Annotated in this window: 20 protein-coding genes and 1 tRNA gene; 13 read left to right on the top strand and 8 right to left on the bottom strand. The window is 62.8% G+C overall.

All coding sequences use genetic code 11. The annotated features are described in order from the left end of the window. Nucleotides 1-8: 8 nt before the first annotated feature. Together atpD and V3H18_RS10765 are read left to right on the top strand one after the other, a co-directional pair. The gene (gene atpD, locus V3H18_RS10770; RefSeq protein WP_332082045.1) at nucleotides 9-1436 is read left to right on the top strand and encodes a F0F1 ATP synthase subunit beta; all 1428 of its coding nucleotides are present in this window, start codon (nucleotides 9-11) and stop codon (nucleotides 1434-1436) included. Nucleotides 1437-1557: 121 nt separating this feature from the next. Further along, nucleotides 1558-1953: a F0F1 ATP synthase subunit epsilon gene (locus V3H18_RS10765; protein ID WP_332082044.1), complete on the top strand. Its 396-nt coding sequence runs from the start codon at nucleotides 1558-1560 to the stop codon at nucleotides 1951-1953. Nucleotides 1954-1962: 9 nt separating this feature from the next. Here V3H18_RS10765 and V3H18_RS10760 read toward each other — a convergent pair whose 3' ends face one another. From V3H18_RS10760 to recA, 3 genes are all read right to left on the bottom strand, one after another. Next, nucleotides 1963-3201, bottom strand: coding sequence for a cyclic nucleotide-gated ion channel (locus V3H18_RS10760; RefSeq protein ID WP_332082043.1), 1239 nt, complete (start codon nucleotides 3199-3201; stop codon nucleotides 1963-1965). Further along, nucleotides 3198-5870: an alanine--tRNA ligase gene (alaS, locus tag V3H18_RS10755; protein WP_332082042.1), complete on the bottom strand. Its 2673-nt coding sequence runs from the start codon at nucleotides 5868-5870 to the stop codon at nucleotides 3198-3200. Before alaS ends, V3H18_RS10760 begins: the two co-directional genes overlap by 4 nt. Before the next feature lie 306 nt (nucleotides 5871-6176). Further along, nucleotides 6177-7247, bottom strand: a complete 1071-nt coding sequence (recA, locus tag V3H18_RS10750; RefSeq protein ID WP_332082041.1) for a recombinase RecA — start codon at nucleotides 7245-7247, stop codon at nucleotides 6177-6179. Nucleotides 7248-7509: 262 nt separating this feature from the next. Between recA and V3H18_RS10745 the strand changes: the two genes are divergently transcribed. Beyond that, entirely contained in the window at nucleotides 7510-8028 is a 519-nt protein-coding gene (locus V3H18_RS10745; RefSeq protein WP_332082040.1) for a hypothetical protein, read from the top strand. A 526-nt stretch (nucleotides 8029-8554) separates the two neighbouring features. On the opposite strand, the gene V3H18_RS10740 is transcribed toward V3H18_RS10745, so the two are convergent. After that, complete coding sequence (locus V3H18_RS10740; RefSeq protein WP_332082039.1) at nucleotides 8555-9505, bottom strand: IS1595 family transposase; 951 nt, start codon at nucleotides 9503-9505, stop codon at nucleotides 8555-8557. A 185-nt stretch (nucleotides 9506-9690) separates the two neighbouring features. Between V3H18_RS10740 and V3H18_RS10735 the strand changes: the two genes are divergently transcribed. The 6 genes from V3H18_RS10735 (at nucleotide 9691) to V3H18_RS10710 (ending at nucleotide 13639) form a co-directional block, all read left to right on the top strand. Further along, nucleotides 9691-10710 (top strand): YheT family hydrolase, encoded by a 1020-nt coding sequence (locus V3H18_RS10735; RefSeq protein ID WP_332082038.1) that lies wholly within the window; start codon nucleotides 9691-9693, stop codon nucleotides 10708-10710. 10 nt (nucleotides 10711-10720) lie between these two features. Further along, on the top strand, nucleotides 10721-11479 hold the full coding sequence (locus tag V3H18_RS10730) for a class I SAM-dependent methyltransferase (RefSeq protein ID WP_332082036.1): 759 nt from the start codon (nucleotides 10721-10723) through the stop codon (nucleotides 11477-11479). 144 nt (nucleotides 11480-11623) lie between these two features. Beyond that, entirely contained in the window at nucleotides 11624-11815 is a 192-nt protein-coding gene (locus tag V3H18_RS10725; protein ID WP_332082035.1) for a hypothetical protein, read from the top strand. Nucleotides 11816-12138: 323 nt separating this feature from the next. Next, on the top strand, nucleotides 12139-12573 hold the full coding sequence (locus V3H18_RS10720; RefSeq protein WP_332082054.1) for a universal stress protein: 435 nt from the start codon (nucleotides 12139-12141) through the stop codon (nucleotides 12571-12573). A 5-nt stretch (nucleotides 12574-12578) separates the two neighbouring features. Further along, nucleotides 12579-12923, top strand: coding sequence for a c-type cytochrome (locus tag V3H18_RS10715; protein WP_332082034.1), 345 nt, complete (start codon nucleotides 12579-12581; stop codon nucleotides 12921-12923). A 20-nt stretch (nucleotides 12924-12943) separates the two neighbouring features. Then, entirely contained in the window at nucleotides 12944-13639 is a 696-nt protein-coding gene (locus V3H18_RS10710; RefSeq protein ID WP_332082033.1) for an MOSC domain-containing protein, read from the top strand. On the opposite strand, the gene V3H18_RS10705 is transcribed toward V3H18_RS10710, so the two are convergent. Continuing rightward, nucleotides 13629-13865: a cysteine rich repeat-containing protein gene (locus tag V3H18_RS10705; protein ID WP_332082032.1), complete on the bottom strand. Its 237-nt coding sequence runs from the start codon at nucleotides 13863-13865 to the stop codon at nucleotides 13629-13631. The genes V3H18_RS10710 and V3H18_RS10705 overlap by 11 nt on opposite strands. Before the next feature lie 203 nt (nucleotides 13866-14068). On the opposite strand from V3H18_RS10705, the gene scpA reads away from it, so the two are divergent. After that, nucleotides 14069-16231: a methylmalonyl-CoA mutase gene (scpA, locus tag V3H18_RS10700; RefSeq protein WP_332082031.1), complete on the top strand. Its 2163-nt coding sequence runs from the start codon at nucleotides 14069-14071 to the stop codon at nucleotides 16229-16231. On the opposite strand, the gene V3H18_RS10695 is transcribed toward scpA, so the two are convergent. Together V3H18_RS10695 and V3H18_RS16700 are read right to left on the bottom strand one after the other, a co-directional pair. Then, nucleotides 16232-16846, bottom strand: a complete 615-nt coding sequence (locus V3H18_RS10695; protein ID WP_332082030.1) for a DUF7946 domain-containing protein — start codon at nucleotides 16844-16846, stop codon at nucleotides 16232-16234. Continuing rightward, nucleotides 16752-17099, bottom strand: a complete 348-nt coding sequence (locus V3H18_RS16700; protein ID WP_456299375.1) for a DUF7946 domain-containing protein — start codon at nucleotides 17097-17099, stop codon at nucleotides 16752-16754. The genes V3H18_RS10695 and V3H18_RS16700 overlap by 95 nt, the downstream gene beginning before the upstream one ends. 382 nt (nucleotides 17100-17481) lie before the next feature. Between V3H18_RS16700 and V3H18_RS10690 the strand changes: the two genes are divergently transcribed. Beyond that, nucleotides 17482-17673: a DUF6494 family protein gene (locus V3H18_RS10690; RefSeq protein ID WP_332082029.1), complete on the top strand. Its 192-nt coding sequence runs from the start codon at nucleotides 17482-17484 to the stop codon at nucleotides 17671-17673. 68 nt (nucleotides 17674-17741) lie between these two features. Here V3H18_RS10690 and V3H18_RS10685 read toward each other — a convergent pair. Continuing rightward, nucleotides 17742-17818, bottom strand: a tRNA-Asp gene (locus tag V3H18_RS10685). 147 nt (nucleotides 17819-17965) lie between these two features. Here V3H18_RS10685 and V3H18_RS10680 point away from each other — a divergent pair. Both V3H18_RS10680 and mfd read left to right on the top strand, forming a co-directional pair. Then, complete coding sequence (locus tag V3H18_RS10680) at nucleotides 17966-18268, top strand: FAD assembly factor SdhE (protein ID WP_332082027.1); 303 nt, start codon at nucleotides 17966-17968, stop codon at nucleotides 18266-18268. Continuing rightward, on the top strand, nucleotides 18265-21801 hold the full coding sequence (gene mfd / locus V3H18_RS10675; RefSeq protein ID WP_332082026.1) for a transcription-repair coupling factor: 3537 nt from the start codon (nucleotides 18265-18267) through the stop codon (nucleotides 21799-21801). The genes V3H18_RS10680 and mfd overlap by 4 nt, the downstream gene beginning before the upstream one ends. Nucleotides 21802-21938: the final 137 nt, after the last annotated feature.

Raw genomic sequence — 21938 nt, 5'->3', positions numbered from 1 at the left:
GACGAAACATGGCCGCCAACAAGCCCACAGGGCGCATCACCCAAGTCATCGGCGCCGTCGTCGACGTGAAGTTCGACGAGCATCTGCCTGAGATTTTGAACGCGCTGGAGACGACGAACCAGGGCAACCGCCTCGTCCTCGAAGTCGCGCAGCATCTGGGCGAGAACTCCGTGCGCACCATCGCCATGGATTCTTCCGAAGGCCTCGTGCGCGGCCAGGAGGTGAGCGACACCGGCGCGCCGATCTCCGTGCCCGTCGGCGACGAGACGCTCGGCCGCATCATCAATGTCATCGGCGAGCCGGTGGACGAAGCGGGTCCGATGCTCACGAAATCGCGCCGCGCCATTCACCAGCCGGCGCCCTCCTATGCCGAGCAGGCGACGGAAGCGCAGATTCTCGAGACCGGCATCAAGGTCGTGGATCTCCTCGCGCCCTACGCCAAGGGCGGCAAGATCGGCCTCTTTGGCGGCGCGGGCGTCGGCAAGACCGTGCTGATCATGGAGCTGATCAACAACATCGCCAAGGCGCATGGCGGCTATTCCGTCTTCGCCGGCGTCGGCGAGCGCACCCGCGAAGGCAACGACCTCTATCACGAGATGATCGAGGGCGGCGTCAACAAGAAGGGCGGCGGCGCCGGCTCGAAATGCGCGCTGGTTTACGGCCAGATGAACGAGCCGCCTGGCGCGCGCATGCGCGTCGCGCTGTCGGGCCTGACCGTCGCCGAGGATTTCCGCGACCGCGGCATGGACGTGCTGTTCTTCGTCGACAACATCTTCCGCTTCACCCAGGCGGGCTCGGAAGTCTCGGCGCTTCTCGGCCGCATTCCCTCGGCGGTGGGCTATCAGCCGACGCTCGCGACCGACATGGGCGCGCTGCAGGAGCGCATCACCACGACGACCAAGGGCTCGATCACCTCGGTGCAGGCCATTTACGTGCCGGCCGACGATCTGACCGACCCGGCGCCCGCCACCTCCTTCGCCCATCTCGACGCGACGACGGTGCTTTCGCGCTCCATCGCGGAGAAGGGCATTTATCCGGCGGTCGATCCGCTCGATTCAACGTCGCGCATGCTTTCCCCGGCGATCGTCGGCGAGGAGCATTACGACGTGGCGCGCAAGGTGCAGTCGACGCTGCAGCGCTATAAGTCGCTGCAGGACATCATCGCCATTCTCGGCATGGACGAGCTGTCCGAAGAGGACAAGCTCACCGTCGCGCGCGCCCGCAAGATCGAGCGCTTCCTGTCGCAACCCTTCCATGTCGCCGAAGTCTTCACCGGCGCGCCGGGCAAGCTCGTCGCGCTCGCCGATACGATCAAGGGCTTCAAGGGCCTTGTCGAAGGCGAATATGACCATCTGCCGGAGGCGGCTTTCTATATGGTCGGCTCCATCGAAGAGGCGATCGAAAAGGCCGCCAAGCTCGCCAAGGAAGCGGCGTAACTTCAAGAAGGCGTCATGGCCGGACTTGTTCCGGCCATCCGCTGATCAATTGCGTGGATCAACTGGCCAAGCCTGGCCGTGACGCGCAAAGGTCCAAGGCTACGGCGCGCTGGAGTCAATCATGGCCGCATTTCACTTTGAGCTCGTCTCTCCCGAAAAACATCTCTTCTCCGGAGAGGTCGAGTCCGTCGTCGCGCCGGGCGCGGACGGGCAGTTCACCGTGCTCAAGGACCATGCGCCGGTGATGACGACCCTAAAGCCCGGCGTCGTGACGGTCTCGGGCGAGGGCAAGGTCGAGAAGCTTTTCGTGCGCGGCGGCTTCGCCGACGTCAATGCGACGGGCTTCACCATTCTCGCCGAACAGGCGATTCCGCTCGCCGAAATCGACGTCGCCAAGGTCGACGCGGACATTAAGGACGCGCGCGAGGACATCGCCGACGCCAAGACCGAGGAAGCGCGTCAGGCGGCTTCCGAAAAGCTCGCGCAGCTGCAAGAATTGCGCGCGGCGATCGGTTGACGCGGGGGCTTAGCTTGCGTTTTCCGGCGCCGTCGGCTCGTCGAGTTCGGCCTCGATAATGTCGCCATGGCGCTCGGCGGGCGCCAGCTCGGTGCGGGTTCGCGCGACTTCGCGGATGGCTTCTCCGATCTCGGGATTGCGCTGCGTGATCGTCTGCAGATCATAGGCGTCGAGAACAAGCAGCTTCGTCGGCAGGGTCGCGCGCACATTGGCGGTGCGCAGCGTCTTCTGCAACACCGCGATCTCCCCGAAAAACTGTCCTTCTCCGAGCCGGACGTTCGCGTGCGGCAGCTCGATCTCGACCTCGCCCTCGGCGATGAAATACATCGAATGGGCGATGTCGCCCTTGCGCACGATGCGCGTTTCGCGCGGCACGGACTGCGCCCTCAGATAGCGCATGATCTCGGCGATCGCCGGGGCGTCGAGGCCGCGAAACAATGGCACGCTGGCGACCATCGTCCAGGTGACGACGAATTCGCGGCGATGGATCTCCTCCGCGAAAGCGGTGGCGAGAATGCCGACCGGCAGGCCGAGCAGGAGGAAGCCCGTGACCATCGCGAAGGACGCAATCATCTTGCCGGCGAGGGTGAGGGGCGTCACTTCGCCATAGCCGACCGTCGTCACCGTTTCGATGGCCCACCACATGGCGTTGGGGATCGTGCCCAATTTTTCCGGCTGCGCCTCACGTTCGGCGACATACATCGCGGTCGAATAGAAGAGCACGGCGCCAAACAGGATGATCAGCCAGGCGAAGAGCGCCTTGCGCTCCGCTTCGATCACCGCGAGCAATGTGCGGATGCCGGGCGAATAGCGCGCGAATTTGAAGAAGCGCAGGAGCCGCAGCAGCAGAAAGACGCGCAGATCCGGCGAGAAATAGAAGGAAAGATAGAAAGGCAGAACGGCGGCGAGATCGATGAGCGCCGAGGGGGACTGAAGGAAGGCGAGCCGCGCGGCGGTCGGCGAGCGATGGGCGTAAAGCGCATGTTCCGGCGCGCACCAGATTCGCAGCGCATATTCGAGGGTGAAGGCGGCGACCGCGACATATTCGACGGCGTCGAAAAGCGCTTTGTAACGCTCTTCATATTCGGGAACCGATTCGAGAATCACCGCCCCGACCGACAGCATGACGAGCGTGATGAGCGCGCGATGCACGAAGCGCGCGGTATGATCGTGGGTGCCGCCGTCGAGAATGATATGGACGCGTCGCCGCCAAAGAGCCGGCCCGCGCCGCCGGCCCGGCGCGCTCATGACGCCGCCGCTTTGCCGCGCAGCGCGTCCTCGACCGAGGCGAGCGCCTGATCGATGGCGGCGGCGTTGGGGCCGCCCGCCTGGGCGAGATCGGGACGGCCGCCGCCGCCCTTGCCCCCGAGCTTGACGCTGGCGACGCGCACGAAATCCACGGCGCTATATTTTGCGGTGAGATCGTCGGTGACGCCGACGACGATGCCCGCCTTGCCGTCGGGCGAGGCGCTGGCGATGGCGACGACGCCCGAGCCGATCGCCTTTTTGGCGTCGTCCACCATCGACTTCAGATCCTTCGCCTCAATGCCCTCGACCGACCGCGCGATCAGCTTGACGCCGCCGACGTCTCGCGGCTTGTCCGCCGCGCCGTCGCCAGAGCCCCCGCCCATCGCCAATTTGCGCTTGGCCTCGGCGAGTTCGCGTTCGAGCTTCTTGCGCTCTTCGAGCAGGCTCGCGAGCCGCGCCGGCGCTTCCTCCAGCGGCGCGCGCATCAGCGCGGCAACCTCGCGCAGCGCGCGCGATTGCGCGACAAGCTGGCCGCGCGCGCCTTCGGCGGTGCGCGCCTCGATGCGGCGCACGCCAGAAGCCACGGCGCTTTCGCCGACAATGGCGATGAGGCCGATGTCGCCGGTGCGCGCCACATGCGTGCCGCCGCAAAGTTCCACGGAGAAAGGATGCGCCGCGCCGGGATCGGGACGGCCCATGGAGACGACGCGCACTTCGTCGCCATATTTCTCGCCGAACAGCGCGCGCGCGCCGGAATGAATGGCGTCGTCCTGCGCCATGACGCGCGTTTCGACCGGCGCATTGTCCTGCACGATTTCATTGGCGAGGGTTTCGACCCGCGCCAGCTCCTCGTCGCTCAAGGGCCTTGGATGGGTGAAGTCGAAGCGCAGCCGGTCGGGCGCGACGAGCGAACCTTTCTGCGCGACATGATCGCCGAGCACCTGCCGCAGCGCTTCGTGTAGAATATGCGTCGCGGAGTGATTGGCGCGGGCCGCCTTGCGGCGCGCGTGATCCACGTCGAGTTCGAGCGCGAGGCCCGGAACGATCTCGCCTTCCTCGACGACGCCCTCGTGAACGATGAGGTCGCCGAGCTTCTTTGAGGCGTTCTCGACGCGAAAGCGCACGCCGCGTCCGCGCATGACGCCCGTATCGCCGACTTGGCCCCCCGACTCGCCGTAAAAGGGCGTCTGGTTGAGGAGGACCGCGCCGCGCGCGCCCTGCTTCAAGGAGAAGGCCTCGGCGCCGTCATGCACGATTCCCGTGACGACGCCCTCGCTTTTTTCCGTCTCATAGCCGAGAAACTCCGTCGCGCCGAGGCGTTCCTTCAGCGCGAACCAGAGGGTCTCGGTCGCGGTTTCGCCGGAGCCTGTCCAGGCCTTGCGCGCCTCGGCGCGCTGGCGCTCCATCGCGGCGTTGAAGCCTTCCTTGTCGACGCCAATGCCGCGCGGGCGCAGCGCGTCTTCGGTGAGATCGAGCGGAAAGCCGAAAGTGTCGTAGAGCTTGAAGGCGGTTTCGCCCGAGAGCTTGGCGCCGGCGGCGAAGGAAGCCGTTTCCTCGTCGAGGATCGCGAGGCCGCGCGCGAGCGTCGCGCGAAAGCGCGTTTCCTCGGTGAGCAGCGTATCGACGATGAGCGCCTGCGCGCGCACGAGTTCGGGATAGGCCTGGCCCATTTCGGCGACGAGCGTCGGCGCGAGCTTCCACATCAGCGGCTCTTGCGCGCCGAGAAGCTGCGCATGGCGCATGGCGCGGCGCATGATGCGGCGGAGCACATAGCCGCGGCCCTCGTTCGAAGGCGTCACGCCGTCGGCGACAAGGAAAGCGGAGGCGCGCAAATGGTCGGCGATGACGCGATGGCTCGCGGCTTGCGGACCGTCGGCCGGCGCGCCGGTGAAGTCGACGACGGCGCCGATGAGCGCGCGAAAGAGGTCGATGTCGTAATTGGAGGTGACGCCCTGCATGAGCGCGGCGATGCGTTCGAGGCCCATGCCGGTGTCGATCGAGGGGCGGGGCAGGGGCGCGCGTTCGCCCGGCGCCACCTGCTCATATTGCATGAAGACGAGGTTCCAGAATTCGAGGAACCTGTCGCCGTCCTCGTCGGGGCTTCCCGGCGGGCCGCCCTTGAGCGCCTCGCCCTGGTCGTAGAAAATCTCCGAGCAAGGGCCGCAAGGACCCGTATCGCCCATGCTCCAGAAATTGTCGGAACTGGCGATGCGGATGATGCGGCTGTCGTGAAAGCCCGCGATTTTCTTCCATAGATCGAAGGCTTCGTCGTCGTCGTGATAGACGGTGACGAGGAGGCGATCGACGGGAAGCGCGAATTCCCGCGCGATCAGATTCCAGGCGAGTTCGATCGCGCCTTCCTTGAAATAATCTCCAAAGGAGAAATTGCCGAGCATTTCAAAGAAAGTGTGGTGACGCGCGGTATAGCCGACATTGTCGAGGTCATTGTGCTTGCCGCCGGCGCGCACGCATTTTTGCGCCGAAGCCGCGCGGGCGTAGGCGCGCTTCTCGACGCCGGTGAAGACGTTCTTGAACTGCACCATGCCGGCGTTGGTGAACATCAACGTCGGATCATTGTGCGGCACGAGCGAAGACGACGCGACTTTCTCGTGCCCGTTGCGCGCGAAATAGTCGAGGAAGGCGGAACGTATCTGGTTGACGCCACTCATATCGTCACGGCTCGCGAAAGCGCCCGGGCGGAGCGGCGTTCGCTCCGGAAAGAGGCGCATGAAAACAATAAACTCGGGCGGCTTCCCGCTTCCATGAAACTGGCGGCGGCCCGGGGGTTTTTCAAGAAAGCCGCGCCGTTTGTCGTCAGGCGCGCCTCGTCGAGGCCGCGATATGCCAGCTTCGCGCGGAAACGGCAATGGCGCCCGAGGGCGGGCGCGTCCCAGCCTCAGGCGCCATGATTGGATTAACCTTGGCCTCGCCGCCGCTAGAGCGATCGGAAACCGCGCTGGCGGCCGGGCTTGACCTTACTCCTCGCCCTCGTCATCGCCCCCGGCTTCGAGAATGCGCTCGGCGATGAGGCCGGCGTTCTCGCGGATCGTTTGTTCGATGCGCTGGGCGATCTCGGGGTTCTGCTTCAGGAAAGTCTTGGCGTTTTCGCGGCCCTGACCGAGCCTCTGGCTGTCGTAGGAGAACCAGGCGCCGGATTTCTCGACGACGCCGGCCTTGACGCCAAGGTCGATCAATTCGCCGACCTTGGAGACGCCTTCGCCATACATGATGTCGAATTCGACCTGTTTGAACGGCGGCGCCACCTTGTTCTTGACCACCTTGACGCGGGTCTGATTGCCGGTCGTCTCGTCGCGCTCCTTGATCGCGCCGATGCGGCGGATGTCGAGCCTGACCGAGGCGTAGAATTTCAGCGCATTGCCGCCCGTCGTCGTCTCGGGCGAGCCATACATGACGCCGATCTTCATGCGGATCTGATTGATGAAGATGACGAGCGTGTTGGAGCGGGAGATGGAGGCGGTGAGCTTGCGCAGCGCCTGACTCATCAGCCGCGCCTGCAGACCGGGCTGCACCTCGCCCATCTCGCCCTCGATTTCCGCGCGCGGCGTCAGCGCAGCGACCGAATCGACGACGAGCACGTCGACGGCGCCCGAGCGCACCAGCGTATCGGTGATCTCCAGCGCCTGCTCGCCGGTGTCGGGCTGCGAGATGAGCAATTCCTCGAGATTGACCCCGAGCTTGCGGGCGTAAACCGGGTCGAGCGCATGTTCGGCGTCGACGAAGGCGCAGACGCCGCCCAGTTTCTGCGCCTCGGCGATGACATGCAGGGTAAGGGTGGTCTTGCCGGAGGATTCCGGCCCGTAAATCTCGACGACGCGGCCGCGCGGCAGGCCGCCGACGCCGAGCGCGATGTCGAGGCCGAGCGAGCCCGTCGAAATGGTCTCGATCTCGACGGCCTTCTGATTCTTGCCGAGCCGCATGATCGAGCCTTTGCCGAAGGCGCGCTCGATCTGCGACAAAGCGGCGTCGAGGGCCTTGGTCTTGTCCACGGAAGTCCCTTCCACAAGGCGGAGGTTAGCTTGGCTCACGGCTGAAAATTCCTTCTGGCAGGTTCGGGGGACGCGGGCAACGCCCCGCCGCCGATACGAACAATGAATGCGCCTGAAATCGATTGTGCACTATTTGTTCTTTTTGCCAAGTTCTTTTTTTGTCGCGTTTATATACTTTACTGACAACAGGCTTGTTTCCCACTTCCTCACAATTGGATAGTGAGCCTACGCGCTCTTTTTATTGACACGACAGAGAAGCGGTGCCATTATTCTGTCAGGATCAAAATCGGAACGCCAGACAGTGGACCCGCGCCAACTTTTGGAAGCAAGGAAAGCGAAAATTCTCGACGACGCCAAAAAGGCGGCGGCTGAGATTGATCGCGATCTATCGCTTATTGAGCAGGCTAAGGCTGTCGCCTCGAAATATGGCTTTGATTTTGTCGAAGCAGATGTTGTCGCGCGTCCACTGAGCCCCGCCCCTCATAAAAGTAGGCGAGACCCAAACTCGCCCTCCCAGTTGTCCCAGCGGTTCTGTGAGGAAGTAATACGGGATTACAATCACCCAGTTTCCATCCATGAACTCAAGAGGTTCATGGCCGACAGGGGCGTAATAGTTGGTGGCAAGAATCCCATCGCTACCCTGAGCGCCTATCTTTCTTCAAACGCTTCCCTCGCTTCCATGCGCAAAGGATGGTGGGGGTTGAAAGAGTGGATAGGGACGCCAAAGGCTAATGTCGTCAAACTGATATATTTTGGCGACGAACTGCGCCCAAAAGAACAAGCCCCGACGCATAGCGTCGGGGCAGATGAATCGGTCTGACAAGGGCCGTTCTCCTCCCCCCTTCCAAAAGGGGCCGGAGTGTAAAACGCGTAACCGGGGTCCAAACCCGAAAGTCGCGTCTCCCGGCTGCACGAGGCCGTGTCACTGGTGCAGTCGGCAACCGCCACGAGGGCGGCAGAGTAGTGGTCGCTCTGGCCACATATTACCGATGAGGCGGTCACGGTAAGCCTCATCGGATTATTGGGAGGATGCAATTATGCAGCCTCGTTAGATAAGGCACGCCACTGGTTGCAGCCGGTGGCGTGCCGCATCTATAGCAAACCTCTGTTTTTTATGCAAGAAATTCGTTTGATAGAGTCAATTTGTACGGAAAATCAAGAGGTTGAGTCATGCCGAATAAACAAGAACCGGAATTTACGGAAGCCGAAATAGCGCGACGTATGGACCGCGCTATTCGCCGATCTCTACAAATGCCGCCCAAAACTCAGAAAGAGAGCCGAAAGCCTCGCCAGAGCAAGGCCAAAAAGGCCGCCGCAAAGTCCGAAACACCTTCCGAGTAAGCCGCTTATGCGGCTTCCCCGCTGTTAACGCGGCGATAAGTCAGTCGCTTCCCGTTGGCGCCAGCGATCGCCCGTGAAGTCCGCTCGCCGTCTTCGACGCCAAGGGCAACCCGGTTCGAATACCGGAAATCGAACTCATGCAGATACCGCTGCAAATGTTTTTCAGAACAATGCTGGTATGTCCCGACCATGCCTCTTTTGAAGATCGAAAAGAAGCCCTCAACGTGATTGGTTGAAGCCTTGCCCCGCGCATATTCGCCTTGGCTGTGATTTACCGCCTCATGGCTGGCAAACTCCCGGCCAATCTCTTTGTAATGCTGCGCTTCGTCGGTGTTGAGCGTGCTGTCTAGGACAACGTGCGGGAAAATCACCTTCTTAAGGGTTTTCGTCGTCAGGTCCTCGACTTTGACGCTTTTGGCCCGTCCGCCCCGCTCAACAAGGCTGACGATCTTCCGCTTACTCGCTGTGCCCCGCTTCTTCTGCCAGCCCTTGCCATTCACAAAGGTTACGTCAGACGGGCCTTGAAATGTCTCATCCACCTCCACGACCTTATCCTTGCCGCCGAATGGCTCGGGATCGTGGTCGGCCATCGCCTCTCTGATCCTATGCGCGACAAACCACGCCGTCTTATAGGTGACATTCAAAGTCCGGCTAAGCTGGTGGGCCGAAAAGCCCTTCTTTGACGATGCCATTAGTCGAAACGCCAGAAGCCATTTATGCAGCGGAAGGTGGGACCGCTCATAAATCGTGCCCATCCGAACCGTGAATTTGTCCTTGCATGACGTGCAGTAATACCAGCCCGGCCCCATGCTCTTGCCTTGGAGAGGCCGGATACCCTCTTTGACGACGCCGCAGTGTGGGCATGTCACCCCCTCCGGCCACCGGATTGATTCGATATGTTCCCGGGCCGCATCTTCGTCGCTGTAAACGGGGTTGCTCAATTCGACGGGTGTCATCGTCATTCTCCTTGATGTTGAGAATGACAGAGCGGCTTTTATCAGTCAAGTATATAAATGCGTTTTTTGTTCGCATTTATGCGCTTCTCATCACGAAATTTGGGATTTCAACTTTCCACAACAAAGCGGCCCATCGAATCGGGGCCTCTGGCGCAATGCGGGGCGAGAGATCAGATATCGGCATCATGGCGGACAAACTTTCCACGTCGGACGAGGAACTCCCCCCATTCCGCGAGCGGGCGCCCTGGCTCGGGGCCGACCTCCAGACTCTCCGCAACCTCATCCGCGGCGCGCCGCCCGAGCTTTTAGGCGGCGAGCGGCTGCTGCTGGCGATGCCGGACGGCGACAAATTGGCGGCGCGGCTCGATCGGCCCGCCACTGATGTCGCCGCGCCGCTCGTCGTTCTCGCGCATGGGCTCGCCGGCTCGGAGGCGAGCCATCATGGCGTGGCGACCGCGCGTTATCTCGTCGATCAAGGCTGGCCGGTGTTGCGCCTCAATCTGCGCGGCTCCCTGCCGTCGCGCGCCACCTCAAGCGGCCGTTATCACGCCGGCAGGACCGAGGATCTCGCGGCGGCGCTGCGGGCTCTGCCCGCGGCCCTCTCGCGGCGCGGCGTCGTGCTCATCGGCCATTCGCTGGGCGGCAATCTCGTGCTGAAATTTCTCGGCGAAGGCGGCCATGGCTTGCCCGTGATCGCGGGCGTCGCGGTGTCGGCCCCGATCGACCTGGCGGCGACTTGCGCGCAGATGATGGCGCCGCGCAATTTCGCCTATCATCGCTATATGCTCCATGCGATGAAGCAGGAGGCGCTCGCCCCGGGCGCCGCGCTCATCACGGCGGAACGCGCCGCCATCGCGGGCGCCCGAAACGTCTATGAATTCGACGATCTCTTCGTCGCGCCGCATTTTGGATATCGGGGCGCGCAGGACTATTACGACGCCAACGCCGCCAAGAATTTCCTCGCCGGCGTTACGCTGCCGACGCTGATCCTGCATGCGTTGGACGACCCCTGGATTCCCGGAGCGTGTTATACGGCGGTGGATTGGGCGCGTCTGCCGACGATCGAGACGGCGCTCAGTCCGGGCGGCGGACATATGGGCTTTCACGGTCAAGGCGACCGCGTCCCCTGGCATGATCGGGCGACGGCCTCTTGGCTCAAGCGAAAAGGTTTTGGCCCGGACCAAACGCGCCGACGCGAGATTTGAGGCCGTCCTGATGAAAAACAGCGAGTCATTGGTGTTTGGCGAAAACGCCGGGGAATATCTGGCCTTTCGCCCGCAATATCCCGACGCGCTCTTCGCCTGGCTCGCGAGCGTCGCGCATGAAAATCGTCTCGCCTGGGACTGCGGGACGGGAAGCGGACAGGCGGCGCTCGGCCTTTCGAATCATTTCGCCAAAGTGCTCGCGACGGATGAGGATCCCCGTCAGCTCGATCTCGCGCCAAAGCGCGCCAACATCGACTATCGTCCGGCGCGCGCCGAAGACGATCTCGGCCTGCGCGCGGAGGTCGATCTCATCTCCTGCGCCTGCGCCATTCATTGGTTCGATCTGCCGAGGTTTTACGAGGCCGCGACTCGGGCGCTGCGGCCGGGCGGCCTCATCGCGGCCTGGACCTATGACTGGCCATGGACGAACAAGGAGCCGCTCGATCTCGTCTTGCGCAAACTCAAGGACGACATTCTCGGCCCCTATTGGGACGAGATTTCCGTTTTCTATTTCAATCGCTACGAGAACCTGCCCTTTCCCTTCGCGGAGCTGCAGCCGCCCGCCTTTGACACGCCCATCGCCGATTCGCTTGGCGATCTCGTCAGCTTTCTGACGACTTGGTCGGCGGTCAGGAAATACAAGCGACAGGAGGGGCGCGATCCCTTGTCGCTCGTTCGGGAAGAGCTGGAAGCGGCCTGGAATGTCAATCCGCCGGCGCTGCCGCTGCGCGCGCCGCTCCATATGCGCTGCGGCCGCAAGCAGGCGTGAGCTTAGGGATTGGTCGGCATCAATCGTGCTTAGTTCGGAACGTCCCTAAATTTGCCCCTTTTGTGGCGATCATCATCCGTCATCTGAGTTGAGCCGATGCAATCCTGTCGCCGAGGGGGCGATCGTTCAGCAAAGGACAGCAAGATGCTTGAGACTGGAAAAGTTTATAAAGTCACGACGCTCGTCAATCTCGAAGGCGTCTGGGACGAAGAAAGCGGCGTTTGGACCGTGACGGCGGTCGAGGGAAGCTGCGCTAGGCTGAGCAACAATGGCTCAGAAAATAAGGTCGTCGATACGGCCTCCTGGAATTTCGTGAGCGCCGAAGCGGTCGAGTAATTCGAATCGGAGCCAGCGCGCCGAAAAAGTTGAGAGACTTTTTCGATGAGAGCTTGCTCCAGCTGATCAATTTGGCCCGATTTCTTGTCGATCGACGATTCCGTCTGGTCGCAAAGCGCGCTGCTTCGTTAAGACGATTTAGATGCGCGCGTCGCGTCGATCGCATCTTGCGCGGCGGCGATTGTCTCTTCCCCCGCTTTCATTCGACTTAAACTTAAAGAGGCGCGATGATTCGTCGCCTCGCGCCGGCGCTTGTGGCGGGGCGGATCGGCGCGATATGGATGAGGGGCCGGCGAGCGCGCCGCGCGCAGGAGGAGGCGGGCATGTATAAGAAAATACTCGTGGCGGTCGACATCAGCGAAGCGGAAGTGACGCAGCCCGCCCTCGCCGCCGCCGTGGCGCAGGCGAAGGCGAGCGAGGGCGCGGAGCTTCGCCTCGTTAATGTCCAGCCGCTCGTGCCCACCGCCTTCATCGACTATATTCCGCCGAACTTCGACGATGAGATGCGCGAGGCGACCGAGAAGGACCTCGAAGCCCTTCGCAATAAAATCTCCTATCCGCTGGAGCGGGTCTCCTCGATCGTGCGTTTCGGCGCGGTCTATCCGGAAGTGCTGGCGGAGGCCGATGAATGGGGAGCTGACCTCATCGTCGTCGGCTCGCATCGTCCGACCATGGCCACTTATCTTCTCGGCTCCAACGCCAAGACCATCGTGCGCCACGCCAAATGCTCCGTGCTCGTGGTCCGCGAAGAGGCGTGAGAATCATGCGCCGATTTCAGCCGATCCCGCTCGCCCTTTCCGTGCTGCTCGCGGCCTCGGTCGCGGGCGTAGAGGCCGCGCCCGCCGATGCGCAATTGCTCAAACGCGGGCGGGCGATCGCCGAGAAAAACTGCGGCGGCTGTCATGCGGTCGGCGCGCGGGGCGAGAGCGCCAATCCCAAATCGCCGCCCTTCCGCCATCTGGCGCGCAAATATCCATTGCGCGACCTCGAAGAGGCGCTTGGCGAAGGCATTGTCGTCGGCCATGAGGGCGACGAGATGCCGGAGTTCCGTCTGAATGCGTCGCAGATCGAGGCGCTGCTCGCCTATCTCGGCTCCATCCAGAATTAGCGGCCGTTTGGCGCGGCGCGATGATCGACGTTGAAATCGATGCGCTTTACGCCGGCCGTCCGCGCCCCGTCGCGCCCGGCCGTAAAAGCGCGATCTTCAAGGAGCCGCTCGCCCCGCCCTGGCGCATCGAAGCGGAAGGCCTTGTCGGAGACGATCAGGCCGACCGGCGCCATCACGGCGGGGCCGAAAAGGCGCTGCATCATTATCCGCGCGAACATTACGCGGCCTGGCGCGCGAGTCTGCCGGAGCTTGGCGACGAGTGGCGCGCGCCGGGCTTCGGCGAGAATATTTCGACGCTGGGACTCACCGAGGATAAGGTCTGCGTCGGCGACGTCTTCGCGCTCGGGGGCGCGCGCCTGCAGGTGAGCCAGGGCCGTCAGCCCTGTCTCACGCTCAATTTGCGCTTCGGCCGGCGCGACATGGCGCGGCGCACGCAGGAGAGCATGCGCTGCGGCTGGTATTATCGCGTGCTCGAAACCGGCGCGGCGCGGCCCGGGGACGCGCTGCGGCTTATCGAGCGGCCGCGCCCCTCCTGGCCGCTCGCGCGGCTTTTCGCTCTGCTCTACGAGCGCCCCCGCGCTTTCGAGGAGCTCGCCGAGATGGCGGCGCTGCCGGAGCTCGCCCAAAACTGGCGCGATCTTGCGCGAAAGCGCATCGACAGCCGAAAGGTGGAAGATTGGAGGCGGCGACTGGGCGAAGCGCCGGTCAGTTCTTGATCTTGGCGAGCGCCGCGCGGCAGTCCGGCGTGACTTCGTCTATATGGGCCTGAAAGCATGCGAGAATGCGCCCGCCGCCCGGCATGACGCCGCTGCACAGCTTCCCATAGTCGGATTTGCATTTTTCCTTCACCTCGTCGGGGATTTGACCTCCCGGCGCGGCTCCAGCCGGCGCGACGCCCAGGCAATAGGTTGCGATGAGGGCGAGGCTCAGGAAACGGCGCATGTTTTCCTCTCCAATTTGGCGTTCGGCGGCGCGAGGCGCGCCATTTCCGAATGGCCGGGACTGTAGTCCGCGCCTGTTCGGAAGGGCAAGTAGCCGAGGCTGCCGCGTCTCGTTCACGCCCGTATCGGCCGCTTGCGGCGCCCGGCTTTGCGGGGCAAGCCGCTCTGGTCTATGAGGAAAGGGAGAGAAAACCCGAGGAAAGAATGTCCGCGATCCCCGATTTCACCAGCATTCCCTTCGCTCCCGTCGCGCCGCCCGAAGCGACCGAACCGCGCCGCTGGCTGACGCCCGAAGGGATCGAGGTGAAGAACGCCTATGGGCCGGCGGATATTGAGGGGCTTTCCTTCGTCGACGGCTTTCCCGGCGTCGCGCCCTATGTGCGCGGGCCCTATCCCACCATGTATGTCGCCCAGCCCTGGACGATCCGCCAATATGCCGGCTTCTCGACGGCCGAGGACTCCAACGCCTTCTATCGCCGCAATCTCGCCGCAGGACAGAAGGGCCTCTCCGTCGCCTTCGATCTCGCAACCCATCGCGGCTATGACTCCGACCATCCGCGCGTCTCGGGCGACGTGGGCATGGCCGGCGTCGCGATCGACTCGATCTACGACATGCGCACGCTGTTCGACGGCATTCCGCTCGATCAGATGTCGGTGTCGATGACGATGAACGGCGCCGTTCTGCCGGTTCTCGCGCTTTTCATCGTCGCCGCGGAGGAGCAGGGCGTTCCGGCCGAAAAGCTCACCGGCACGATTCAAAACGACATCCTCAAAGAATTCATGGTGCGCAACACCTATATCTATCCGCCCGACCCGTCGATGCGCATCGTGTCGGATATTTTCGCCTATACCTCCACGCATATGCCGAAGTTCAACTCGATCTCGATCTCCGGCTATCACATGCAGGAGGCGGGCGCTTCCGCCGATCTCGAATTGGGCTATACGCTCGCCGACGGCGTTGAATATGTGCGCGCCGGCGTCGCCGCGGGACTCGATATCGACGTTTTCGCGCCGCGGCTTTCCTTCTTCTTCGCCATCGGCATGAATTTCTTCATGGAGGTGGCGAAGCTGCGCGCCGCGCGGCTGCTCTGGGCGCGGCTGATGAAGGATCTCGGCGCCAAATCCGAAAAGAGCCTGACGCTGCGCACCCATTGCCAGACCTCTGGCTGGTCGCTGACCGCGCAGGACGTTTACGTCAACGCCATTCGCACCTGCGTCGAGGCCATGGCGGCGACGCAGGGCCATACGCAGTCGCTGCACACCAATGCGCTCGACGAGGCGCTCGCCTTGCCGACCGACTTTTCGGCGCGCATCGCCCGTAATACGCAGATCGTGCTGCAGCAGGAAAGCGGCATAACCCGCGTCATCGATCCCTGGGGCGGCTCCTATTACGTCGAACGCCTCACCGCCGAACTCGCCAAGAAAGCCTGGGCGCATATCGAGGAGATCGAGACGCTCGGCGGCATGGCCAAGGCGATCGCCGCCGGCGTGCCGAAACAGCGCATCGAGGAGGCGGCCGCTAAAACCCAGGCGCGCATCGACACGGGAACGCAAATCGTCGTCGGCGTGAACAAATATCAGCCGGAAAACGACGCCAAGCCCAATGTGCTGAAGGTCGATAACGCCGCCGTGCGCGCCGCGCAGCTTGAGAAACTTTCGCGCCTGCGCGCCGAACGGGACGAGGGGACGACGCAAGCGGCGCTTAACGCCTTGACCGAGGGCGCGACATCTGGCGCGAATTTGCTCGATCTCGCGGTGAAGGCCGCGCGCGCCAAGGCGAGCGTCGGCGAAATTTCATATGCGCTCGAAAAAATCTTCACGCGCCATAAGCCTAAGGCCAACGTCATCTCCGGCGTCTATGCGAAGGAAGCCGGCAAGGACAGCGCGCAGGTCGGCCGCGTCGTCGGGATGACTCGCGATTTTAAGGACAACACCGGCCGCCAGCCGCGCATTCTCGTCGCCAAGATGGGCCAGGACGGGCATGACCGCGGCCAAAAGGTGATCGCCTCCGCCTTCGCCGATATGGGCTTCGACGTCATTATCGGCGATCTCTTTGCGACGCCGGACGAAGTGGCGCAAAAGGCGGCCGAGGCCGATGTGCATATCGTCGGCGTCTCCACCATGACCGCCGGTCATCTGACGTTGACGCCGGAACTGCGCGACGCGCTGAAGCGCGCCGGGCGCGGCGACATCATGATGGTCGTCGGCGGCGTCATTCCGCCGGACGATTTCCAGGCTTTGTACGATTCCGGCGCGGCCGCGATTTTTCCGCCCGGCACGAATATTCCGGTGGCGGCCGAGCATCTGCTGCATGAGCTGAATATTCGTCTGGGCTTCGCCCAGCGCGAAGTGGCGAAGGCGGGGTAGCTACTCTGTTAGCTCGACGATTAAAAGTTTTTTTAGCTGGCCAGACCTACTCAATACTTCAAGGGCTTTGATGCGCAACTGTGGGTCTCCAGTGTTGCGGTTTGCACTACGGTACAGGCTTCGGGTGACAAGCGAAATAACACGATCTACGCGAGCGGTTTCTGCTAGTTCGAAAGGCAATGACCTGTTATATTCAGCCAAAAATATTCTGCCTTTATAGGTATTTATGTTATAGCTAGATATCCTGCCTTCATGCTTATGGGAGATGTCGCTTATAGAAGAATAAGATACATAATCGTATGTTTCTTTATCAAATTTAATTGTTGTCGGTTTGCCAGAATAGGATAGCTTAAGTTCAGCACTTTCGGCGCTTCTTGAACTTACTATAGGTCTATGTATAGCTTCAATCGCTTTGGAGGTCTTCTCGACGACGCTATCCAGCCTATTCTGGTCCGGAAGTTTTAGGCTTTTTTCAGAAACGCGAAGGCTTTCTATTTGCTTCCCCAGAGTGGAATCATAATCAACATGAAAACCTAGATTTTCTAGGACAACATAGTCGTATGCCGAAGCTATTACGTTTCCTAAGGGGGTCTTTAGGCGCGGTTCCCAGCGCATAAATTCCAGTACCGAGGCCCGTCACAACCACTGCGGTCAATTTCCAGCTGCCAGATTCTGGAGGTGACGCGAAGATTTGGGCGCCGCGCAGGGCGGGAGCTTGAGTGATTACCTCATCATTCAAAACAGCATGCACTGTGAGGGCTAGCGATCGCTCAAATCCCATTAGCGCATAGGCAACATCATAGAAGTCGATAACGTGCTTGTCTGTGGAGCCGCCCTGAAATGCAAGATCAAATCGGATTTCGACCATTGAGTGCTCCATGAAATAACGCTTGCTTCTGCAAGCGATCTAGAGCGAGCGAATCACAGCTAAGCGTCTCCATCAATGCTGCAAAATATTTGATAGCGAGCAAGGATCCAAACCAATCGACTGCGGGGGATAGGCGGAAGCACATCAATCGTGAAAGCAGGATATCATCGATACAGCGCGATCCGCTTAGTGCGAAAAGTTGCTGTATGAGCAGAATATCGGCCTTGTCTCTGAAGGCGCGAGTGAACGAAGGTCTGGGGTCGAGCAGTCATTTCGAGGGAACGTACGCGACGAAGCGCTACGGAGCGGTGGGGGTGCCTTCGCTCGTAATGACGCTTTCACCGCACGCCCTAGATAGTCTCGCAGAGCAACGGAGACCACGATGGACGAAGACGCTTTCAACATGGCCGTGCGCCGATTTTTGAAAGAGGTCGGCATAACCTCGCAGCGCGAGATCGAGCGCATTGTTCGCGAGCACAAGGTCGAGGGCGGGCGGCTGAAGCTGCGCATGGCGCTGACAGCCGAGGGCACGCCGCTCAATCATATCGTCGAAAGCGAGATCGACCTGCGCTAGCCTGGGCGCGGCGAATTGAAAAATCGCGGCGGCGCGCTCTCTCGATTATCTTTATCTAATTGATTTGATGGCGAGAGAGACGGGACTTGAACCCGCGACCTCCGGCGTGACAGGCCGGCGCTCTAACCAACTGAGCTACTCCCCCGCGACGCGTCGGACGCGAGATGAGCCGGATAGGCCACGCGCCTTGCGAAGTCAAGCATGACGGGCGCCAAAGCGGCGTCTTACCTATATAAGCTTCGTATCCGCCCCCCGCTTTTCTTTCGCCCCGCGCTGGGCTAAGCCGCGCGCTATGACAGACGAGAAAGCGGCCGTCGACGCGCCGGGCGAGGACGAAATCCGTCGCAAGCGCATCCGCGTCCGCGCCTGGCGCCGCGGCATGCGCGAAATGGACATTCTGATGGGCGGCTTCGTCGAGGCGCGCCTGGCGACGCTCGATGAAGCGGCGCTCGCCGAGCTTGAGGCGCTGCTCGAACTCCCCGACGATGAGGTCTTCCGCTGGCTTTCGGGCGCCGAGGCGCCGCCGCCGGGGCGCGCGACGCCGCTGCTCAAGGCGATCATCGCCTTCCATCGCCATGACGGGCCGATTCATTGACCGCTGACGCGACGATACGGACGAAGCCCGGCGCGGCGCTCGACGCCGCCCGCGCCGCGCTCGCCAAGGGCGAGCGGCTCGTCTTCGCCCATACGCCCGAGGGCTTCGACGCTTTCGTCGCCGGCGATCTCGCCCGTTCGCTCGCGCGCGAAGCGGAAGGGCGCGCCGCCGTCTTCGTCCATGTCGCGCGCGACGCCGGGCGCTCGGCGGCGTTTCGCGAGGCGCTGCGCTTCGCCAATCCAGACGTCGAAATTCTCGACATGCCGGCTTGGGATTGCCAGCCTTACGACCGGGTGTCGCCGCATGCGGGGATCGTCGCGCGGCGGATGACGGCGCTCTCGCGCCTCGCCCGCGCCAAATCCTCGGCCGAGCGGCCGCGCGTCGTCACCACCACCGCCGACTGCCTGTTGCAGCGGGTTCCGCCCTTGAAGATGGTGGCGGCGGAAAGCTTCGCCTGCGCCCCCGGCAATGTAGTGAAGCTCGACGAGCTTGCGCATTGGCTCGAATCCAACGGCTATCTGCGTGCCGGCGTCGTGCGCGAAACCGGCGAATACGCCCAGCGCGGCGGCGTCGTCGATCTTTACCCGCCGGGACTTCCCGCGCCGATCCGCCTCGATTTCTTCGGCGACACGCTGGAGTCGATCCGCGCCTTCGATCCCGAGACGCAGCGCGCCACCGGGCAGCTTCGCGCGCTCGATCTGACGCCGGTGAATGAGGTGCGCCTCACGAGCGACGCCATGCGCCGCTTCCGTCAGGCCTATGCCGCGCGTTTCGGCGGTCAGACGCGGGGCGACGCGCTCTACGAGGCGGTGAGCGAAGGCCGGCGTCATCCCGGCATGGAGCATTGGCTGCCGCTTTTCTATGAGCGGCTCGATACGCTGTTCGATTATCTGGGCGACGCGCCGCTGATGCTTGATCCGCTCGTCGCGGACGCCGCCGAAGAGCGCCTCAAGCAGATCGCGGATTATTACGACGCGCGCAAATTCTCCTATGACCTCGACCCCGCCGCGTCGAACTATAAGCCGCTCGAGCCCCGCGAGCTTTATCTGACGCCGGACGAATGGCGCGACGGGTTGGAGGCGCGCGCCCGCGCTCAATTCTCGCCCTTCGCCGCGCATGAAGGGGAGAAGGCGATCGATTGCGGCGCGCGGCTCGGACGCGATTTCGCGCCGGAGCGCAATACGCCCGACGTCAATGTGTTTCAGGCGGCGGCGGATCACGTCGAGGCGCTGCGCCGCGCGGGCAAGAAAGTCATCGTCGCCGGCTGGTCGGACGGCTCCTGCGAGCGGCTTGGCCATGTGCTCGCCGAACATGGCCTGCGCGATCTGCCGCGCGTCGCCTCGCTCCCGCAAGCCTTGGCGCAAAGCGTCTCGCTTGCCGTGCTCGGCGTCGAGCATGGTTTCGAGACCGACGCTTACGTCCTTCTCGGCGAGCAGGACATTCTCGGCGACCGGCTCGTGCGGCGCCGGCGCAAGCGCAAGCCGAGCGAGAATCTTCTCGGCGAAGTCGCCGCGCTGACGGCGGGCGATCTTATCGTCCATGTCGATCACGGCATCGGCCGCTTCATCGGCCTCGTGACGATCTCGGCCGCCGGCGCGCCGCACGACTGTCTCGAAATCCATTACGCCGGCGGCGACAAGCTCTATCTGCCGGTCGAAAATATCGAGCTGCTGACGCGCTATGGCGGCGAGGATGGCGCTGCGCAGCTCGACCGTCTTGGCGGCGCCGGCTGGCAGACGCGCCGGTCGCGGATGAAGAACCGCATCCGCGAAATGGCGAAGGGGCTGATCGAGATCGCCGCCCAGCGCCAGTTGCGCCAGGCGCCCAAGCTCGTTCCGCCCGAAGGGCTCTACGACGAATTCTGCGCGCGCTTCCCCTATGACGAGACCGAGGATCAGCTCGCCGCGATCGACGCGACGCTCGACGATCTGGCTTCCGGCCGGCCGATGGATCGGCTCATTTGCGGCGACGTCGGCTTCGGCAAGACCGAGGTCGCGCTGCGCGCCGCCTTTTGCGCCGCGATCAATGGCAGGCAGGTCGCCGTCGTCGCCCCGACGACTCTGCTCGCGCGCCAGCACTATAAGACTTTCACCGAGCGTTTCGCCGGCCTGCCGGTGCGCGTCGGCCGGCTCTCGCGCATGGTCGGCGCCGCCGAGGCGCGCGAGACGAAAAAAGACCTGGCCGAGGGCCGCATCGAGATATTGATCGGCACCCATGCCGCGCTCGGCAAGACGGTGAGCTTCAAGGACCTCGGCCTCGTCATCATCGACGAAGAGCAGCATTTCGGCGTTGGGCACAAGGAGCGCTTGAAGGAGCTGCGCGCCGAGGTGCATGTGCTGACGCTTTCGGCGACGCCCATCCCGCGCACGCTGCAACTCGCCATGAGCGGCGTGCGCGAATTGTCGATCATCGCGACGCCGCCGATCGACCGGCTCGCCGTGCGCAGTTTCGTCTCTCCTTTCGATCCGCTGATCGTGCGCGAGGCGCTGCTGCGCGAACGCTATCGCGGCGGCCAGGCCTTCTTCGTCTGTCCGCGCATCGAGGACCTCGAGGAGGCCGCCGCCTTCCTGCGCGAGAATGCGCCCGAGGCGAAATTCGTCATTGCGCACGGCCAGATGAGCGCGAGCGAACTCGAAGACAAAATGTCGGCCTTCTATGACGGCAAATTCGACATTCTGCTTTCGACGACGATCGTCGAATCCGGACTCGATATTCCGCGCGCCAATACGCTCATCGTCTGGCGCGCCGACATGTTCGGCCTCGCGCAGCTTTATCAATTGCGCGGGCGCGTCGGGCGCTCGAAGCTGCGCGCCTATGCGCTTTTCACCACGCCCGCCAATCGCGCGATCACGCCGCAGGCGCAAAAACGCCTCGAAGTGCTGCAGACGCTCGATACGCTCGGCGCCGGCTTCCAGCTCGCGAGCCATGATCTCGACATTCGCGGCGCGGGCAATCTGCTCGGCGACGAGCAGTCGGGCCACATCAAGGAAGTCGGCTACGAGCTCTATCAGCAGATGCTGGCGGACGCGATCACGCTTCTGAAAGCCGGCGTCGAGGAGCCGCAGGAAGAAGTCTGGTCGCCGACCATCGCCATCGGCGCGCCGGTGACGATCCCGGAAGACTATATCGCCGATCTGACGCTGCGCCTGCAGCTCTATCGCCGCCTCTCGACGCTCGAAACCGATGAGGACATCGAAGCGTTCGCCGCGGAGATGATCGACCGGTTTGGTCCCATCCCGCCGGAGGTCGAACAGCTATTGGAGATCGTCGCGATCAAGGCCCTTTGCCGGCGCGCCCATGTCGAGAAGGTCGACGCGGGGCCGAAGGGCGTCATCGTGTCCTTCCGCGACAATGAATTCGCAAATCCGGCCGGGCTCGTGCGTTTCGTCGCCGAGCAGGGAACGCAGGCGAAAGTGCGCCCCGATATGCGCGTCGTTTTCATCCGCGAGTTCGACGGGGTGAAGCAGCGCCTTGCCGGCACGCGCCGCATTTTACGTTCGCTTGTGGGAATTGCGGAAAAGAAAGCGGCCTGAGCGCGGTTGCGATGAGGCTGGCGCCGCATGCGCGACGCGCCTCTTAAACGTCATGAATGCGTCAAGTTGGCGCACATAAAACTGTATAATCCCTGACATGAAATTATAGCATTCTTTTCACGCCGACATGGCGTCGC

Source organism: Methylocystis borbori, from assembly GCF_036576025.1.
Classification (GTDB): domain Bacteria; phylum Pseudomonadota; class Alphaproteobacteria; order Rhizobiales; family Beijerinckiaceae; genus Methylocystis; species Methylocystis borbori.
Note: the sequence above shows the minus strand (reverse complement) of the source record. Positions and strands in the feature narration are given on the sequence as shown.

Excerpts from the sequence above, each read along its gene's own strand:
- V3H18_RS10715 (WP_332082034.1), top strand. The coding sequence starts at position 12,579 with ATGCGCCGATTTCAGCCGATCCCGCTCGCCCTTTCCGTGCTGCTCGCG.
- V3H18_RS16700 (WP_456299375.1), bottom strand. The coding sequence starts at position 17,099 with ATGGTCGAAATCCGATTTGATCTTGCATTTCAGGGCGGCTCCACAGAC.
- V3H18_RS10710 (WP_332082033.1), top strand. The coding sequence starts at position 12,944 with ATGATCGACGTTGAAATCGATGCGCTTTACGCCGGCCGTCCGCGCCCC.
- V3H18_RS10735 (WP_332082038.1), top strand. The coding sequence starts at position 9,691 with ATGGCGGACAAACTTTCCACGTCGGACGAGGAACTCCCCCCATTCCGC.
- V3H18_RS10730 (WP_332082036.1), top strand. The coding sequence starts at position 10,721 with ATGAAAAACAGCGAGTCATTGGTGTTTGGCGAAAACGCCGGGGAATAT.
- V3H18_RS10695 (WP_332082030.1), bottom strand. The coding sequence starts at position 16,846 with ATGCGCTGGGAACCGCGCCTAAAGACCCCCTTAGGAAACGTAATAGCT.
- alaS (WP_332082042.1), bottom strand. The coding sequence starts at position 5,870 with ATGAGTGGCGTCAACCAGATACGTTCCGCCTTCCTCGACTATTTCGCG.
- V3H18_RS10760 (WP_332082043.1), bottom strand. The coding sequence starts at position 3,201 with ATGAGCGCGCCGGGCCGGCGGCGCGGGCCGGCTCTTTGGCGGCGACGC.
- V3H18_RS10680 (WP_332082027.1), top strand. The coding sequence starts at position 17,966 with ATGACAGACGAGAAAGCGGCCGTCGACGCGCCGGGCGAGGACGAAATC.
- V3H18_RS10725 (WP_332082035.1), top strand. The coding sequence starts at position 11,624 with ATGCTTGAGACTGGAAAAGTTTATAAAGTCACGACGCTCGTCAATCTC.
- V3H18_RS10690 (WP_332082029.1), top strand. The coding sequence starts at position 17,482 with ATGGACGAAGACGCTTTCAACATGGCCGTGCGCCGATTTTTGAAAGAG.
- atpD (WP_332082045.1), top strand. The coding sequence starts at position 9 with ATGGCCGCCAACAAGCCCACAGGGCGCATCACCCAAGTCATCGGCGCC.
- V3H18_RS10705 (WP_332082032.1), bottom strand. The coding sequence starts at position 13,865 with ATGCGCCGTTTCCTGAGCCTCGCCCTCATCGCAACCTATTGCCTGGGC.
- scpA (WP_332082031.1), top strand. The coding sequence starts at position 14,069 with ATGTCCGCGATCCCCGATTTCACCAGCATTCCCTTCGCTCCCGTCGCG.
- V3H18_RS10765 (WP_332082044.1), top strand. The coding sequence starts at position 1,558 with ATGGCCGCATTTCACTTTGAGCTCGTCTCTCCCGAAAAACATCTCTTC.
- V3H18_RS10740 (WP_332082039.1), bottom strand. The coding sequence starts at position 9,505 with ATGACACCCGTCGAATTGAGCAACCCCGTTTACAGCGACGAAGATGCG.
- V3H18_RS10720 (WP_332082054.1), top strand. The coding sequence starts at position 12,139 with ATGTATAAGAAAATACTCGTGGCGGTCGACATCAGCGAAGCGGAAGTG.